This is a genomic window from Nocardioides alkalitolerans (genome assembly GCA_038184435.1).
In the GTDB taxonomy this organism is placed as follows: domain Bacteria; phylum Actinomycetota; class Actinomycetes; order Propionibacteriales; family Nocardioidaceae; genus Nocardioides; species Nocardioides alkalitolerans_A.
This window is the reverse complement of sequence record CP116227.1, coordinates 20,546-36,397: the sequence shown is the minus strand read 5'-3', so window position 1 is coordinate 36,397 and position 15,852 is coordinate 20,546. Positions and strand designations below refer to the sequence as shown.

At 71.3% G+C, this 15,852-nt stretch carries 17 protein-coding genes; 4 read left to right on the top strand and 13 right to left on the bottom strand.

The genetic code is table 11. The annotated features are described in order from the left end of the window. Positions 1-3 precede the first annotated feature (3 nt). The 12 genes from PIR53_00180 to PIR53_00125 form a co-directional block, all read right to left on the bottom strand. Positions 4-1,212, bottom strand: a complete 1,209-nt coding sequence (locus PIR53_00180) for a CoA transferase (protein ID WZH52433.1) — start codon at positions 1,210-1,212, stop codon at positions 4-6. 1 nt (position 1,213) lies between these two features. Then, entirely contained in the window at positions 1,214-2,692 is a 1,479-nt protein-coding gene (locus PIR53_00175; protein WZH52432.1) for an aldehyde dehydrogenase family protein, read from the bottom strand. Continuing rightward, on the bottom strand, positions 2,689-3,168 hold the full coding sequence (locus PIR53_00170; GenBank protein WZH52431.1) for a MaoC family dehydratase: 480 nt from the start codon (positions 3,166-3,168) through the stop codon (positions 2,689-2,691). Before PIR53_00170 ends, PIR53_00175 begins: the two co-directional genes overlap by 4 nt. Further along, positions 3,165-4,070, bottom strand: a complete 906-nt coding sequence (locus tag PIR53_00165) for a CoA ester lyase (protein WZH52430.1) — start codon at positions 4,068-4,070, stop codon at positions 3,165-3,167. Before PIR53_00165 ends, PIR53_00170 begins: the two co-directional genes overlap by 4 nt. 10 nt (positions 4,071-4,080) lie before the next feature. Continuing rightward, positions 4,081-5,247, bottom strand: coding sequence for an acyl-CoA/acyl-ACP dehydrogenase (locus PIR53_00160; protein ID WZH52429.1), 1,167 nt, complete (start codon positions 5,245-5,247; stop codon positions 4,081-4,083). 16 nt (positions 5,248-5,263) lie between these two features. Beyond that, positions 5,264-6,898 carry an AMP-binding protein gene (locus PIR53_00155; protein WZH52428.1) on the bottom strand — a complete coding sequence of 545 codons (1,635 nt, stop codon included), beginning with the start codon at positions 6,896-6,898 and terminating at the stop codon, positions 5,264-5,266. A gap of 19 nt (positions 6,899-6,917) precedes the next feature. After that, a complete protein-coding gene (locus PIR53_00150; protein WZH52427.1) occupies positions 6,918-7,973 on the bottom strand; it encodes an LLM class flavin-dependent oxidoreductase in 1,056 nt (351 codons plus the stop codon). A gap of 32 nt (positions 7,974-8,005) precedes the next feature. After that, the gene (locus PIR53_00145) at positions 8,006-8,806 is read right to left on the bottom strand and encodes an SDR family NAD(P)-dependent oxidoreductase (protein WZH52426.1); all 801 of its coding nucleotides are present in this window, start codon (positions 8,804-8,806) and stop codon (positions 8,006-8,008) included. A gap of 127 nt (positions 8,807-8,933) precedes the next feature. Beyond that, positions 8,934-9,341, bottom strand: a complete 408-nt coding sequence (locus PIR53_00140) for a nuclear transport factor 2 family protein (protein ID WZH52425.1) — start codon at positions 9,339-9,341, stop codon at positions 8,934-8,936. Positions 9,342-9,349: 8 nt separating this feature from the next. Next, positions 9,350-9,811 (bottom strand): nuclear transport factor 2 family protein, encoded by a 462-nt coding sequence (locus tag PIR53_00135; GenBank protein ID WZH52424.1) that lies wholly within the window; start codon positions 9,809-9,811, stop codon positions 9,350-9,352. Further along, the gene (locus tag PIR53_00130) at positions 9,808-10,581 is read right to left on the bottom strand and encodes an SDR family oxidoreductase (protein ID WZH52423.1); all 774 of its coding nucleotides are present in this window, start codon (positions 10,579-10,581) and stop codon (positions 9,808-9,810) included. The genes PIR53_00135 and PIR53_00130 overlap by 4 nt, the downstream gene beginning before the upstream one ends. Next, positions 10,578-11,105 (bottom strand): pyridoxamine 5'-phosphate oxidase family protein, encoded by a 528-nt coding sequence (locus PIR53_00125; GenBank protein ID WZH52422.1) that lies wholly within the window; start codon positions 11,103-11,105, stop codon positions 10,578-10,580. Before PIR53_00125 ends, PIR53_00130 begins: the two co-directional genes overlap by 4 nt. A 137-nt stretch (positions 11,106-11,242) precedes the next feature. Here PIR53_00125 and PIR53_00120 point away from each other — a divergent pair, with 137 nt between their 5' ends. The 3 genes from PIR53_00120 to PIR53_00110 are packed head-to-tail and all read left to right on the top strand — an operon-like array spanning position 11,243 to position 14,014. Next, entirely contained in the window at positions 11,243-12,424 is a 1,182-nt protein-coding gene (locus PIR53_00120) for a thiolase family protein (protein ID WZH52421.1), read from the top strand. A 43-nt stretch (positions 12,425-12,467) separates the two neighbouring features. After that, positions 12,468-13,232 (top strand): SDR family NAD(P)-dependent oxidoreductase, encoded by a 765-nt coding sequence (locus tag PIR53_00115; protein WZH52420.1) that lies wholly within the window; start codon positions 12,468-12,470, stop codon positions 13,230-13,232. Further along, entirely contained in the window at positions 13,229-14,014 is a 786-nt protein-coding gene (locus tag PIR53_00110) for a crotonase/enoyl-CoA hydratase family protein (protein ID WZH52419.1), read from the top strand. Before PIR53_00115 ends, PIR53_00110 begins: the two co-directional genes overlap by 4 nt. A gap of 122 nt (positions 14,015-14,136) precedes the next feature. Here the strand turns inward: PIR53_00110 and PIR53_00105 are convergent, their stop codons facing one another. Further along, positions 14,137-14,901: an enoyl-CoA hydratase/isomerase family protein gene (locus tag PIR53_00105; GenBank protein ID WZH52418.1), complete on the bottom strand. Its 765-nt coding sequence runs from the start codon at positions 14,899-14,901 to the stop codon at positions 14,137-14,139. 170 nt (positions 14,902-15,071) lie between these two features. On the opposite strand from PIR53_00105, the gene PIR53_00100 reads away from it, so the two are divergent. Beyond that, on the top strand, positions 15,072-15,827 hold the full coding sequence (locus PIR53_00100) for an FCD domain-containing protein (protein ID WZH52417.1): 756 nt from the start codon (positions 15,072-15,074) through the stop codon (positions 15,825-15,827). The last annotated feature ends 25 nt before the right edge of the window (positions 15,828-15,852 follow it).

Here is a 15,852-nt window from a genome sequence, read left to right as displayed (position 1 = left end):
GCCTCAGCCCTGCCGCGCCACGCCCGCGGCGACCAGGCGGTCGACCTCGGCCCCGTCGAGGCCGAGCACCTCCCGGAGCACCGCACCGGTGTGCTCGCCGATGCCGGGCACCCCGTCGTACGTCGGGCCCGCGTAGGAGCCGACGTGCAGCACCGGACCGGGGGTGAGCACGCGGCCGAGCGCCTCCGAGCCGGTGAGCTCGACGAGGGTGCGGTCGAGGAAGTGCGGGTCCTCGACGATGTCGCTCGCGTCGTTGACCTGCGAGCAGACCACCTCGAACTTGTCGAGGTCGGCGAGGATCTCGGCCCGCGGCCGCTCCCCCACCCATGCCTTCACGATCTCCTGGAGCTCGTCGTTGTGTTGCATGCGCACCTCGTTGGTGGCGTAGCGCGGGTCGTCGATCATCTCCGCGCGCCCCATGGCGGCGAACAGCCGCTTCGCGATGCCCTGGTTGGACGCCGCGATGGAGAGCCACTTGCCGTCCGACGCCTGGTAGACGCCGCGGGGCGAGGCCGAGCCGGTGCCGTTGCCGACCCGGCCCTGCACGAAGCCCGTGCCCGTGTAGTTGATGATCATGTCGCCGATGATGAACATCAGCGGCTCGTAGAGCGCGATGTCGACGTGGTCGCCCTGACCCGTCCGCGAGCGGCGGTAGAGCGACATCGCCGTGCCCATGGCCGCCGCGATCCCGGCGATCGAGTCCGCGAAGCCGAACGGCGGCGAGGTCGGGGGCATCTGGGGCCAGCCGTTGATGTACGCGAAGCCGCTGCCCGTCTCGGCGACGGTGCCGAAGCCCGGCTTGCCGGAGTACGGACCCGTCTGGCCGAAGCCGCTGACGCTGGTGAGCACCAGCCCGGGGTTGGCGGCCGAGAGCACGTCGAACCCGAGGCCCCACTCGGCCATGCGGCCGGGGCGGAACGACTCGATGACCACGTCGACCTCCGCGGCGAGCCGGCGCACGACGTCCCGGCCCTCCTCCGAGCGCATGTCGAGCGCGATCGAGCGCTTGCCGGCGTTGATGCGGGCGAAGCCCATCGACTGCCCGTTCTTCATGGGCGTCCACTGCCGGGCGTAGTCGCCCGACGTGGGGTCCTCGACCTTCACGACGTCCGCGCCGAAGTCACGGAGCATCCGGCCGCAGGTGGGTGCGGCGTACATGGAGCCGAGCTCCAGCACGCGCACGCCGTCCAGCGGTCCGACGGTGCCCGTCATGTCAGAGCCTCCACTGGATGTGCTTGACCTCGAGGTACTCCTTCATGCCCCACTCGCCCAGCTCGCGGCCGACACCGGAGCGGCCGTAGCCACCGAAGGGGGCGTCGGGGCGCATCGCGCCGCCGCCGTTGATCCACACGGTGCCCGCGCGGACCTGCTCGGCGATGCGGCGCGCCTCGACGAGGTCGTCGCACCACACGTTGGCGGCCAGGCCGTACGCCGTGTCGTTGGCCAGGCGGATCGCCTCCTCGGTGTCCTTGAACGGCACGATGACCGCCACCGGACCGAAGATCTCCTCCTGCACGGCGCGCGCCGAGTGGGGCAGGTCGCCGAGCAGCACCGGGTTGACGAAGTAGCCCTTCTCCGGCACCGGCTTGGTGACCTCGAGCAGCTTGGAGCCGCCTTGGGCGACCGCCTCGTCGATGAAGCCCTGCACCCGTGCCCGGTGGTCGGGACGGATCATGGGGCCGATGTTGGTGGCCCGGTCCCACGGGTCGCCGACGACCATCTGGTCGAACGCCGAGGCGCCGGCCTCGAGGAACTCGTCGTACTGGCTCTGGTGCACGAGCAGGCGGGCGAGCGCGGCGCAGCCCTGGCCGCCGTTGCGCGCCCAGCGCAGGTGCATCTCGACGGCGATCTTCTTCACGTCGACGTCGTCGGTGACGATGCTCGGCGACTTGCCGCCCAGCTCGAGCGTGACGCCCACGAGGTTCTCCGCCGCCTGCGCCATGATCTTGGCGCCGACGCCGTCGGAGCCCGTGAAGGAGACGCGGTCGACGCCGCGGTGCGAGCTGAGCTGCACGCCGACGTCGGTGCCGCCCACGATGACGTTGAAGACGCCGGCTGGCAGGCCCGCCTCCTGGGCGAGCTCGCCCAGGAGCAGGGTGGTCAGCGGGGTGCGGGGCGAGGGGAACAGCACGACCGGGCAGCCGGCGGCGAGGGCCGCGCCGAACTTGAAGATCGCCAGGTTCAGCGGGTAGTTGTACCCGGTGATGGCGGCGACGACCCCGACGGGCTGGTGGACCACGTCGCTCTCGGTCGGGTGCGGCTTGTCGTAGCCGCCCAGGTGCACCGTGCGGTCGACCTTCGCGGCCTCCGCGGCCCACCGGAGGTGCTCGTCGACGGCCATCTTGACCTGCAGGTACTCCGCCAGTGCGACCGGCGTGCCGACCTCGTTGACGATCGACGGCAGCAGGCGGTCGGCGGCCTTCTCGAGCACGTCGGCGAACCGGTGGATGTGGCGCGAGCGCTCCTCGCCGGACAACGCGGCCCACGCGGGGAACGCCTTCCGGGCGGCGGCGACGGCCGCGTCGACCTGGTCGGCGCTCGCGCCACCGACGGTCGCGATGACCTCCTCGGTCGCCGGGTTGACGACGTCCCAGCGCTCGCCGCGGGGCTCGACCATCTCCCCGCCGATGAGCAGGGTGCGGACGTCGGGGACCCAGGTCTGGTCGATCCCGGTCTCAGCGGTGGCGGTCATCGGGCTGCTCCCTCGTGGTCGGCCGGGCGGCGCATCATGAGGCCTACCCGGGTCATCTCGACGACGACCTCGTCGCGCTGGTTGAGCCCCAGGTGCTCGAACCACACGATCCCGGAGTCGTCACGGGTCTTGGACTCGCGCTTGTCGACGATGGTCGTCTCCGCGCGCAGGGTGTCCCCGTGGAAGACGGGGTTCGGGAACGTGATCTTGTCGTAGCCCAGGTTCCCCAGGGTCGTGCCCATCGTCAGCTCGGGCACGTGGAAGGCGCCGATCAGCGCGACCGTGAAGAGCGAGTTGAGCACCCGCTGGCCGTGGATCGTGCCCTTGCAGTACTCGGCGTCGAGGTGGATCGGCGCCATGTTCATGGTGAGCGAGGTGAACATGACGTTGTCCATCTCGGTGATGGTGCGCGTCATCGCGTGCTTGTAGTGCGCACCGACCTCGAACTCCTCGAACCACAGTCCGCGCATGGTCATGCCCCTCCCTCTGCCGCGGCCCGGGACCGGGTCGTGGCGGCTGCGCGGTCGAGCCACTCGACCGCCTTGTCGTAGTGCGCCTTGTCGATGTGGAGGCCCCGGTAGCGCAGCGCGCCCGTGCCCTCCGCCGCCGCGGACTCGTACGCCGCGACCATGCCCTCGTAGAACGCGACGTCCTCGGCGGACGGCGTGAAGACGTCGTTGACGGTCTCCACGTGCTTCGGGTGGATCGCGATCATGCCGCGGAAGCCGAGCTGCCGGCCGCGGAGCGCGAACTGCCGCAGGCCCTCGAGGTTCTCGAGGTCCTCCCACAGCCCCGTGAGGGCGTGGATGCCCGCCTCGCGGCAGGCCAGCAGCACCCGGCTGCGCAGGTAGAGCGTCTCGAGGCCCTCCGGCGTCCACTCGTAGCCCACCGCCCGCGCGATGTCGGCGTGCTCCGCGCTGGGGCCGATCATGGCGCCGACGCGGGGCGAGGCCAGGGCGACCTCGCGACAGTTCTGGATCGCCTGCACGGTCTCGACGGGCACGATGTACTCCAGCCCCGTGACGCCGTTGCGCTCCTCGAAGTGGTCGAGCAACGCGTCGTACTGGAGCACGTCGGTGGCCTTCTCGATCTTCGGCGCGAAGATCCCGTCGAGCCCGGGCACGACGACCGCCTCGAGGTCGCCGCCCGTGAGCCGCGTGGCGAGCGGGTTCACCCGCACGAGCAGGCCCACGTCCGGGTTCGTCGCCCGCACGCGGGCGATGGACTCGGCGACGGTCGCCCGCGCCTCGACCTTGCTGTCGGCCGGCACGGAGTCCTCGAGGTCGAGCACGACGCAGTCGGCGCCCGCCGCGACGGCCTTGTCGACCCAGGCTGGCCGGTGGCCCGGCACGAAGAGGATGGAGCGGTACGGCTTCATCGGCCCGCCCTCAGTAGCTGCGCGGGAGGCCGAGCACGTGCTCGGCGACGTAGTTGAGCACCATCTCCTGGCTGATCGGGGCGATCCGCATGAGGCGGGCCTCCCGGAAGTAGCGCTCGACGTGGTACTCCTTGCTGAACCCGAAGCCGCCGTGCACCTGCAGCGCGACGTCGGCCGAGTAGAAGCCGGCCTCCGCGCAGAGCCACTTGGCGTAGTTGGCCTCGGCGCCGCACGGCAGCTGCTGGTCGACCATCCAGGTCGCCTTCTGCAGCACCGCGTCGGCGGCCTCGAGCCGGATCTTCGCCTCGGCCAGCTGGAAGGCCAGGCCCTGGTTCTGGCCGATGGGCCGACCGAAGACCACCCGCTCCTTGGCGTAGCGGGTGCCGCGACGCAGCGCGGCCTCGCCGAGGCCGAGCATCGCGTTGGCCGCGACGACGCGCTCGGCGTTGAGGCCGGTCAGGATGACCTTGAAGCCCTTGCCGACCTCGCCCACCACGTCCTCGTCGGGCACGAACAGGTCGTCGATGAACAGCTCGTTGCTGTCGACCGAGTTGCGCCCCATCTTGGGGATCTTGCGGATCGTGATCTTCTCGCGGTCCATCGGCGCGAAGAACACGGTGAGGCCGTCGGTCTTCTTGGCGCTCTGGTCGAGGGGCGTGGTGCGCGCCAGGAGGATCATGCGCTCGGCCTGCTGCGCGTTGGAGATCCACACCTTCTTGCCGGAGATCGACCAGCCGCCGTCGACCTTCTTGGCGAAGGTCTTGATGGCGGTGGTGTCGGTGCCGGCGTCCGGCTCCGTCACGGCGAAGGAGATCTGCATCTCGCCGGTCGCCACGCGCGGGAGGTACTTCTGCTTCAGCTCCTCGCTGGCGTGGTGGACGATCGGCTCGAAGCCGAAGATGCCGATGTGCACCGCGGAGCAGCCGCCCATGCCGGCGCCCGACGCGGAGATCTCGCGCTCGACGATGGACGCCTCGGTGACGCCGAGCCCGCCGCCGCCGTACTCCTCCGGGATCGTCAGGCCGAGCCAGCCGCCCTCGACGACGGCGTTGTAGAAGTCCCAGGGGAACTCGTGCTTCTCGTCGCGCTCCGCCCAGTACTCGTCGGGGAACCGCTCGCAGATCGCGCGGATGCCCTTGCGGATGTCCTCGTGGACGGGATCGGTCGTGTAGTCCATCTCGGTCCTCCCCCGCTCAGACGGCGGTGCTGTCGTAGGTGTCCGACGTGATGCCGTCGGCGCGGAGCGCGGCCTTGCGGACCTTCTCCGACGGGGTCTTGGGCAGCGCGTCGACGACCCGCACGTACCGCGGGATCGCGAAGGCCGGGATCTTGCCGCGGCACCAGGCGAGGATCTCGGCGGCCTCGACGGGCTCGGTGGCCACGACGACGGCGAGCACCTCGTCCTCGCCCGCCTCCTGGTCGGCGGGCACGCCGATGACGGCGCACTCGACGACCGCAGGGTGCCCGAGCACGGCCTGCTCGACCTCGTAGGAGCTGATGTTCTCGCCGCGACGGCGCAGCGCGTCCTTGTAGCGGTCGATGAAGTAGAACCAGCCGTCCTCGTCCTTCTTCAACGCGTCACCGGTGTGGAACCACAGGTTGCGCCAGGCCTCGAGGGTCTTCTCGGGCATCCCGTAGTAGCCGTTGCTGCACGTCCACGGCTGCACCGGGCGCACCACCAGCTCGCCGACCTCGCCGACCGCCACCTCGCGGTCGGTCTCGGGGTCGACGAGGCGCACGTCGAACCACTCCTTGTTCTGCAGGCCGGCCGCGCCCGGGGGGCGCTCCACGCCGTACGGCGACATGATCGGCGCGCACGTCTCCGTGAGCCCGAAGGCGTCGACCAGGGCCTCGATCCCGAACCGCTCCTTGAAGGCGTCGGCGATCGTGCTCGCCGTCGGGGCGGCGTAGACGGCGCGGAGCACGTTGTCGGCGTCGTCGTCGCGGGGCGGCTGCTTCCACGCGAAGTCCATCATCACGCCGACGAGGTTGGTCACGGTCACCCGCGAGTCGCGCACGTGGTCGATCCACCGGCTGGCGCTGAACTTCGAGCGCACCACCGCCCGGCCGCCGGCGACGATCACCGGGTAGACCGCCATGAAGGTGGCGTTGCCGTGGAACAGCGGCGTCGTCGTGAGGTAGGTGTCCTCGTGCGTCAGCCGGGTGAGCGTCACCACGATCTGCGCGAAGAAGTAGAGCTGGCTGTGCGGCATCGCGACGCCCTTGGAGGGGCCTGTGGTGCCGGACGTGTAGAAGATGGCGCCCAGGTCCTGGGCGCGGGCGACGGGCAGCTCGCGCTTGTCGGCCGCCTCCAGCTCCTCCCACGCGTCGGCCTGCCAGCCGTTCTCGCGGAGCAGCTCGACGGCCTTGTCGCGGCCGGCACCCGTGTCGAGCACCCAGAATTTCTCGATGCCGCGGGCCGCCTCGCCGACGGCGATCCAGCGCTCCACCATGTGGTCGTCGACGACGGCGAACCGCGCCTGGGCCACGTCGAGCTGGTGGCGCAGGAACTCGCCCTCGTAGTTGGTGTTGATGGGCACCTCGACGAGCGCGCCGAGCGCCGTGGCCCACCAGGTGCGGACGAACCGCGACGAGTTGGCCGCCATGAGCACGACCCGGTCCCCGGCCGCGGCACCCGCGGCGTGGAAGCCGCTCGCGATGCGCTCGCACGCGTCGACCGCCTCGGCGTAGGTCCAGGTGAGGCCCTCCTCGGGTGTGTCGAGGCACACCGCGTCGGGACGCTCGGCCGCGTGGTGCCGCAGCACGTGCCCCAGGGTCCACGTCTCGGGGTCGGAGAAGTTCGGGACCAGGCCCTCGTAGTACTGCATCGCCATCGTCGCCGTGACCTCAGCCCTGGCCGGGGACCGCGAACGCGGCCTCGTCGATGGTGGTGCGCCCCTCGAGCTCGAGCATGGCCGGCACGACGTCCTTGCCGAGGCGGTCGATCGCCGCGATGGTCTCGTCGCCGTCCATGGTCGGCCACTGCGGGCGCAGCAGCAGCGGGTCGACGGGGAGCTTCGTCACGTAGTCGGTGAGCTGGGCGACCACGTCGTCCGGCGTGCCGATGACGGCGTGGCCCGAGACCGCCTTGGCGAACTCGTTCTCGAGGTCCTTGTCCTTCATGACGTCGAGGCCCTTGTTGGCGTAGGTCAGGTAGCGCCCCTGCGCGACGCGGGCGAACTCGACGATCGCCTCCTCGCGGGAGTCGGCGACGAGGCAGTTGCGGCGCAGCGGCTGCGGGCCGAAGGTCTTGCCGCGCGCGGCGAAGCCGTCCCGCACGATCGCGTGGCGCTCGGCGATCTCGTGCATGGGCGTCTCGGGCGGGCAGGCGTAGGCGTCGCCGTACTTGGCGCAGCGCTCGACACCGGGGATCGCGTGGGCGCCGATCCAGATCGGGGGGTGCGGGTCCTGCACCGGGCGCAGGTGCGGGTTCACGTCCTCCAGCTGGAAGTACTTGCCGTGGTGGGTGACCGAGTCCTCGGTCCACAGGCGCTTCATCAGCTGCAGGGACTCGTCGAACCGACCGGCCCGCTGCTTGTAGGGGATGTCGAGGTAGTCGAACTCCTCGGGGCGGTAGCCCAGGCCCGCACCGAAGACGAGACGACCCTCCGTCACGACGTCGAGCGTCGCGATCTCCTCGGCCAGCATCACCGGGTGGTAGAGCGGCGCGATCATGATCTGGGTGACCAGCTTGACGTGCGGGTCGACCTCCGCGGCCAGGCGCGCCAGGAGCGGCACCGGCTGCAGCCAGCGCAGCTCGCCGTAGAGGAAGTGCTGGCCGATCGCGATGTAGGTGAACCCGTTGTTCTGCGCCGCCTCGACGATGCGCAGCACGTCCTTGAACTGCTGCGCGGGCGTCACGGACTTCGGCACGTCGCTCAGGAGCAGACCGACCTGGACCATGGGTGGGTTCCTCTTTTCGGGTCGCGGGGATTTCAGGAGGGTGCGACGGCCGGCAGTCCCCCACCGGCCCAGCCGCCGTCGACCGGCAGCACGACACCCGACACGTAGCTCGCGTGGGGCGAGACCAGGTAGGCGACGGCCTCCCCGATCTCGTGGGGACGACCGATGCGGCCGAGCGGCACGCGGTCGAGGTAGCCGGCGGTCGAGGCCCGGCCGCTGGCGAGCATCGCCTGCTGCATCTCGGTCTCGATCGTGCCGGGGGCGACCGCGTTGACGCGGACGCCGCTCGCGCCCCACTCCTGCGCCAGCGAGCGGACGAGACCGTCCACGCCCGCCTTGGAGGCGCAGTACGACGCGCGGGCGGCGAAGCCCTGGGACGCGCAGATGGAGCTGAGCATGACCATGCTGCCACCGGCGGAGAGGTGCGGACGCACCGTCTGGGCGCCGACGAAGACGCCGCGCAGGTTGACGTCGAGCACCTTGTCCCAGGCCGCGAGGTCGTAGCCGACCGTGTCGCCGGGGGCGGTGACGCCGGCGTTGAAGACCGCTGCGCCGACCCCGTCCCCGAGCTCGGCGGCGCGGACCGCGGCCTGCTCGATGACGGTGGCGTCGCACACGTCGCCGACGACGGCCGCGTGGCCCTCGCCGAGCGACCCGATCGTCTCCTCCACGCTGGGCGCGAGGTCGACGCCGACGACGTTCCACCCGTGGGCCGCGAGCACCTCGGCGATGCCCTTGCCGAGGCCCCGGGCGGCCCCGGTCACGACGACACCGGCACCGCCGGTGGCGGCGCCGGGGACCCGCCGGGCGTCGGGAGCGACCTGGATCGTCATGGCTGCTCCTCCGCTCGTCAGGCCCTCTGCGTCGGTCACCGGAGGGGTTGTGATGACGCTAACACCAGAAACGCTTTCCTGACAATCATGCGCCTAGTTTTCTCACGGGCCGGTCCCCCGCCGCCCCTCAGTAGGGCAGGTCGAGCTCGATGTGCCGGCTCCGGATGAGCCACGCCCCGTCGACGTCGACGAGCTCGTCGACGTACCGGCCGGTCGTCAGCACCCGCAGCTCGCCGCCGGCGACCGCCACGAGCGTGAGGTAGGAACGCGCCCGCGCCGTCCCGCCGTCACAGGCGTCGAGCGTGAAGGTGGAGGCGAGGTGGCGGCGCTGGTCGTCCTGGGTCGCCAGGGTGGCCGCCATCATCTCGACGACGGCGGCCCGGCCCACCCACGGACCGACGAGGTCGCCACCGCCGATGCGCAGCGACAGCTGCCCGTCCTCGGCGAACGTCGCGCCGACCCCCTCGGCGTCGCGGTCGTCGTAGGCGTGGGCGTAGCGGTTGAGGACGTCCTCGATGTCTCCGCGGTGCGTCATGTGGTGTCTCACTTCCCGACGTGGGTGAAGGAACCGGCGGCCGCCGGGAGCTCCTGGATGCGCTGCACGGTGATCCTCTTGTGCGCGAGCAGCATCTCGCCACCCACCTCGCGGTGGACGTCGTCGTAGACACCGGTGATGACCCGCGTGCGCTCCGCCTCGAACATCGTGGCGGTGAAGTACGCGTGGGTGAGGACCTCGTCCCCGTCCCGCTCGGCCAGCACGTTCGTGACGACGTGCTTGCACACCGGGATCTGCTGCGCGTTGTGGGCGCGGTAGACGTCGAGGAACGCCTCGACCCCGTCCTCGGTCGGGTGGTCGCCCCGCGTGATGCGGACGTCGTCGGTGACCATCGCGCGGAGCGCGTCGAGGTCGCCCTCGTCGACGGCTCGCGCGTAGACGTAGTAGGTGCGGGCGGCGCGGGCGCCCAGCTCGGCGTTCTCGGCCGTGAGTGCTGCAGTGGTGGTCATCGGGCTGTCTGTCCTCCGTCGACGGGAATGGTCGTGCCGGTCACGAAACCGGCGTCGTCGCTCGCCAGGAAGGCCACGACGCCGGCGATCTCGGCCGGCGTGGCGGCCCGCTGCAGCGGGACGAGGTTGATGAAGGCGTCCTTCAGGTCGGCCGTGTCCGCACCGGGGTCGCGACCGAAGAAGGTCGGAAGCATCGGGGTGTCGACCGGGCCGGGACACACGCAGTTGACGCGCACGCCGTCGGGGCCGCCGTGGAGGGCGAGCGCGCGCGTGTACGCCGTCAGCGCCCCCTTGGTCAGCGAGTAGAGCGGACTGAAGGGCGAGCCGACCAGCGCGGCGGTGCTCGCCGTCATGGTGATCGACCCCCGGCGCTCGGCCCGCCGGACGAGCTCGTAGCCGAGCGAGGCGACGTAGAAGGCCGACCGCACGTTCACGTCGATCGCCCGGTCGAAGTCCGCCCCGCTGACGTCGATCCCGCCCGCGCCGGGCATGCCGACCTGGTTGTGGAGGACGTGGAGCACCCCGTGCTCGGCGTCCACCCGGGCGTAGAAGTCGCGCAGCTCCTGCGTCGACGTGGCGTCGAGCGCCACGCCGACCGCGGACCCGCCCGCCGCAAGCGCCTCGCCCGCCACGGCCTCGGCCGCGGCGGGCGCGAGGTCCGCGACGTACACGTGCGCGCCCTCCTGCGCGAGCCGCAGGGAGACGGCACGTCCCATCCCGGAGCCACCGCCGACGACGGCCGCGACGCGGCCCTCGAGGCGTCGGGTCACGGACCGACCTTGCGGCCGGTGTCGGCGTCCTTGGCCATGCCACGACCGTTGCCGGGGATCTTGCGCTGGTCGTGGCTGGTGATCTTGCCGTCGGGCACGACCTCGAAGACGACCCGGTTGGGACTGTCGAGGAGCTTGCGCCACGAGTGCGGGTCGGCGGGCTGGATGCGGTGGGTGAACTCGTGGAGGAACCAGTCCTTCACCTCGGGGTCGCGGTGGACCTTCACGCGACCCTTGATGGAGACCATCCGACGCCCGGGCAGACCGCTGCCGGCGCTGGACACGATGACGCTGACGCGCTCGTCGCGCTCGGCGCCCTTCACGTGCGCCCGTCCCTCGACGGCCGTCAGCCAGATGCTGCCCTTGTCGTGGATGAAGCTCATGATGACGCCCCGCGGCCACCCCTCGTCGTCGAGGAAGACGAAGCTGCACTCCGTCTGCGTGGCCAGGAGCTCCTCCTGGTCGGACCGGTCGAGATGGGTCCCCTTCAGCTTCTCCAGGTTCTTGGTGCCGAGCTCGCTCATGTCGTCCGCACTCCCCTCCGGCCACCTCACTGTGACCTAGACCATGATATTCGTAAGCATAATTGCATGGCCCTGACCCCTTCTCGCAAGACCCGGTCGGCAGTTACGCTATTCATGATCAACAATCTGGAGGTGTCATGCCCGAGGCCGTCATCGTCGACGTCGTCCGCTCCCCGATGGGCAAGGGGAAGCCGGGTGGCGCGCTCTCCGAGATCCACGCCGTCGACCTGCTCGCCGGCGTGCTGACCGGGCTCGTCGACCGCACCGGGATCGACCCCGGCACCGTCGAGGACTTCATGGTCGGCTGCGTCGGCCAGGCCGGCGAGCAGTCCGGCACCCCGGGCCGCCAGGCCTGGCTGTCGGCCGGCTACCCCGTCCACGTCCCGTCGGTCTCCATCGAGCGCAAGTGCGGATCCGGCCAGCAGGCCGTCGAGTTCGCCGTGCAGGGCGTGCTGGCCGGGATGTACGACGTCGTCGTCGCCGGCGGCGTCGAGTCCATGAGCCGCGTGCCCATGGGCTCCGCCCGCATGGGCGCCGACCCGCACGGCCCGGGCGTGCGTGCCCGCTTCCCCGACCTCGTCCCCCAGGGCGTCGCGGCCGAGCTCGTCGCCGACAAGTGGGGCCTCTCGCGCACCGCTCTCGACGAGTACGCGGCCCGCAGCCACGAGCGCGCCGCGGCGGCCGCCGCGGCAGGCGGCTTCGACGACGAGATCGTGCCGCTCACGACGCCGGACGGGACGGTCGTCTCCGTCGACGAGTCCATCCGCCCCGGCACCACGGTCGAGAAGCTGGCGGGCCTCAAGGCCGTCTTCGGCACCGACGAGAACCGCGCGCGGCTGCCGCAGGTCGACTGGAAGGTCACCGCCGGCAACTCCTCGCAGATCACCGACGGCGCGGGCGCCGTGCTCGTCATGAGCGCCACGCGCGCCGCCGAGCTCGGGCTCCGCCCCCGGGCCCGCGTCGTCGCCTCGGCCGTCGTCGGCGACGACCCGACGCTCATGCTCACCGGCCCCATCCCCGCGACGTCGAAGGTGCTGGCGAAGGCCGGCATGACGATCGACCAGATCGACGCGATCGAGGTCAACGAGGCGTTCGCCAGCGTGCCCCTCGCCTGGGCCGCCGAGTTCCCCGTCGCCGCCGAGCGGCTCAACCCCCGGGGCGGCGCCGTCGCCCTCGGGCACCCGCTGGGCGCCTCGGGCGTCCGGCTGCTGACCACCATGATCAACCACCTCGAGCAGACGGGCGGCCGCTACGGCCTGCAGACGATGTGCGAGGCGGGCGGCATGGCCAACGCGACGATCATCGAGGTGCTGCGCTGACCCGGTGGGGGCAGCGCCGCGTCGTACCCACGAAAGGCACACCATGGACCTGACCCACGGATCCGCGCTCGTCACGGGCGGCGCCTCCGGCCTCGGGCTCGCGACCGTCACCGCGCTCGTCGACCGGGGCGTCCCCACGACGATCGTCGACCTCCCGTCGTCGGCCGGGGCGGAGGTCGCGGAGAAGCTGGGCGACCTCGCGACCTTCAGCGCCGCGGACGTGCGCGACGAGGCGGCCGTCGACGCGGCCCTCGACGTCGCCACCTCGCGGGCGCCCCTGCGGGCCCTCGTGCACTGCGCCGGGCGCGGCGGCACGGTGCGGCTGGTGAACAAGGACGGCAGCGCGGGCGACTACGACCTCTACCGGGAGCTCGTCGACATCAACCTCGTGGGCACGTTCAACGTGCTCCGCCTCGCGGCGGCCCGGATGGCGACCAACGAACCGATCGAGGGCGAGCGCGGTGCCTGCGTGCTCACCGCCTCCGTCGCCGCCTGGGAGGGCCAGATCGGCCAGATCCCCTACGCCTCGGCGAAGGCGGGCGTCGTGGGCATGACGCTCGTCGCCGCGCGCGACCTGTCGCGGGCCCTCATCCGCGTGTGCTCGCTGGCGCCCGGCATCTTCGACACCCCGATCCTCGCGCGCTTCTCCGACGAGATCCGCGACGGTCTCGCGAAGCAGGTGCCCCACCCGGCGCGCCTCGGCCGGCCCGAGGAGTTCGCGTCCACCGCGCTCCACGTCATCGACAACCCGATGCTCAACGGCGAGACGATCCGTCTCGACGGCGCGATCCGGATGGCGCCGCGATGACGGCCGAGGCAGCGGTGTCGACCGGGCCGGTGCGCACCGAGGTCGTCGACGGCGTGCTCGTCGTGACGATCGACCGTCCCGAGGCGCGCAACGCGATCAACACCGTCACCGCGGAGGCGATCGGCGCGGCGATGGACCGGCTCGACGCCGACCCCCTGCTGACCGCCGGCATCGTGACCGGCGCCGGCGGCACGTTCTGCGCCGGCATGGACCTCAAGGCGTTCCTCGCCGGAGAGAAGCCCTCGATCCCGGGCCGCGGCTTCGCGGGCATCGTCGAGCAGCCGTCGGTGAAGCCGCTCATCGCGGCGATCGAGGGCTACGCGCTCGCCGGTGGGTTCGAGATCGCGCTCGCCTGCGACATGATCGTCGCCGCGGAGGACGTGAAGTTCGGTCTCCCCGAGGTCAAGCGCGGCCTGGTCGCCGCGGGCGGCGGCCTCATGCGCCTCCCCCAGCGCGTGCCCTACCACCTCGCGATGGAGTGGGCGCTGACCGGCGGGATGATCACCGCGCAGCAGGCCCACCAGGTGGCGCTCGTCAACCGCCTCACACCGAAGGGCGGCGCGCTCGAGGCCGCCCTGGAGCTCGGCCGCGCGATCGCGGCGAACGGGCCCCTCGCCGTACGGGCCACGAAGCAGGTCATCGTGTCGGCGCCCGAGTGGAGCCGCGCGGAGATGTTCGACAAGCAGCGCGAGATCACGCTGCCCGTGCGCGAGTCGGAGGACGCCCGCGAGGGCGCCACGGCCTTCAAGGAGAAGCGTGCCCCGCGCTGGCAGGGGCGCTGAGCGGAGCGAGCGCTCGGGCGGCACTTTCCCCGGTCAGCCGGGGAAAGTGCCGCTTTGACCATCAAATTTGATGGTCGAAGTGGTCGGTTCCCCGGTCAGCCGGGGAACCGACCACCCCCCACTCACTCCGGCTTCGGGAACGACGGCTTGCGCTTCTCCATGAACGCGGCGGCGCCCTCGGCCATGTCGGGCGCGGCGATGGCCTGCACGAGCATCCCGAGCCCCGTCGTGAACGAGTCGCGCGCGGCGTTCCACCACACGTTCGAGCTGATTTTGGTGATCTCGAGGTAGCGCGGGCTCAGCTGCGCCAGGTCAGCGCACCACGCCTCGACGGTCTCCTCGAGCAGCTCGTCGTCGACGACCTCGTTGACGAGCCCGAGCTCCATCGCCCGCTCCGCGGGGTAGCGCCGGCAGAGCATCGACAGCTCCTTCGCCCGCTTCTCCCCGATCTGGATCCCCATCACGTTGGTCGCGCCGGTGACGGGCGCGCTGCCCACCTTCGGACCGGTCTGGCCGAAGGTCGCCGAGCGGGCCGCGATGGCCAGGTCGCAGGCCACGACGAGCTCGTTGCCGCCGCCGGCCGCCGCACCGTTCACGGCGGCGATGACGGGCCGCGGGCAGTTCCGCACGGCGTCGAAGAGCCGCAGGGACCCCTGGTAGAGGCCGCGCATGGCCGGCACGCTGGGGTTGCTGAGGTCGGTGAGCGCCCCGCCGGCGCAGAACGAGCCGCCGGAGCCGGTGATCACGACGGAGTGGTACGCCGCGGCCCCCTCGAGCGCCTCGGTGACGGCTCCGGCCATGGCGGCGTCGTAGGCGTTGCGCCGCTCGGGACGGTTGAGCTGGATCCACAGCGCCGTGCCGCGCTCGGTGACGAGGACGTCGGACATGGGAGTTCCTTTCGACGGGAGTTCCGGATCATTCAGATCCGCTTATTAAGTGGGCGTGACGCGCGTGGTAGTGCGTCCCGAGGGGCACTGCACGACGTACCGTTACGCCCGATCATCTCGGGAATTGGTGTTAATGTTTGACACCATTGAGGAGCAGGTGGAGGAACGCGATGGTGCCACGCGACGGAGCCAGCCAACGCCCGCCCAAGGCGGCGATGCTGGTCGCCCAGCGGATCGTCCAGGACGCGCTGCGCGCGGGTCTCGGTCCCGGCGACCTGCTCGAGCCCGAGCGCACGATGCTGGAGAAGTACCAGACCGGGCGCGGGACGCTCCGCGAGGCGCTGCGCCTGCTCGAGTTCCAGGGTGTCATCTCCCTGAAGCCCGGCCCGCGCGGCGGGCCCGTGCTGCAGAACCCCGACGCGGCCCACCTCGGCAGCACGCTCGTGCTGCTCATGCAGCTGCAGGGTGCGCCGTTCCGCAACATCGCGGAGGTGCGCTCGGCGGTGGAGCCCATGATCAGCAACATGGCGGCCACCCGGATGACCGACGACGAGCTCGTCTCGCTCAAGGGCACCGTCGACCAGATGCGGGCCGAGATCGACGACCAGTACTCGTTCCTCGACGCCAACAAGCGCTTCCACGACATCATCGCCTGGTCGTCGCGCAACGCCCTGTTCGGCTACATCATCGAGTCGCTGCTCGGGATCATGGACGGCACGGTCATCGGCATCGACTACCCGGGCTACCGGCGTACGGCGATCCTCAAGGCCCACGAGGAGATCTACACCGCCCTCTCGGAGCGCGATCCGGAGGCCTCCGAGGCCCGGATGCGCGAGCACATCGAGGCCTACGAGCGGTACGCCGCGCGCAAGTTCCCCCAGCTGATGAACGAGACCATCCCCTGGGACCAGCGCTACTTCGGCTGACGCCGAGGCCGCCGCCGAGGCCACC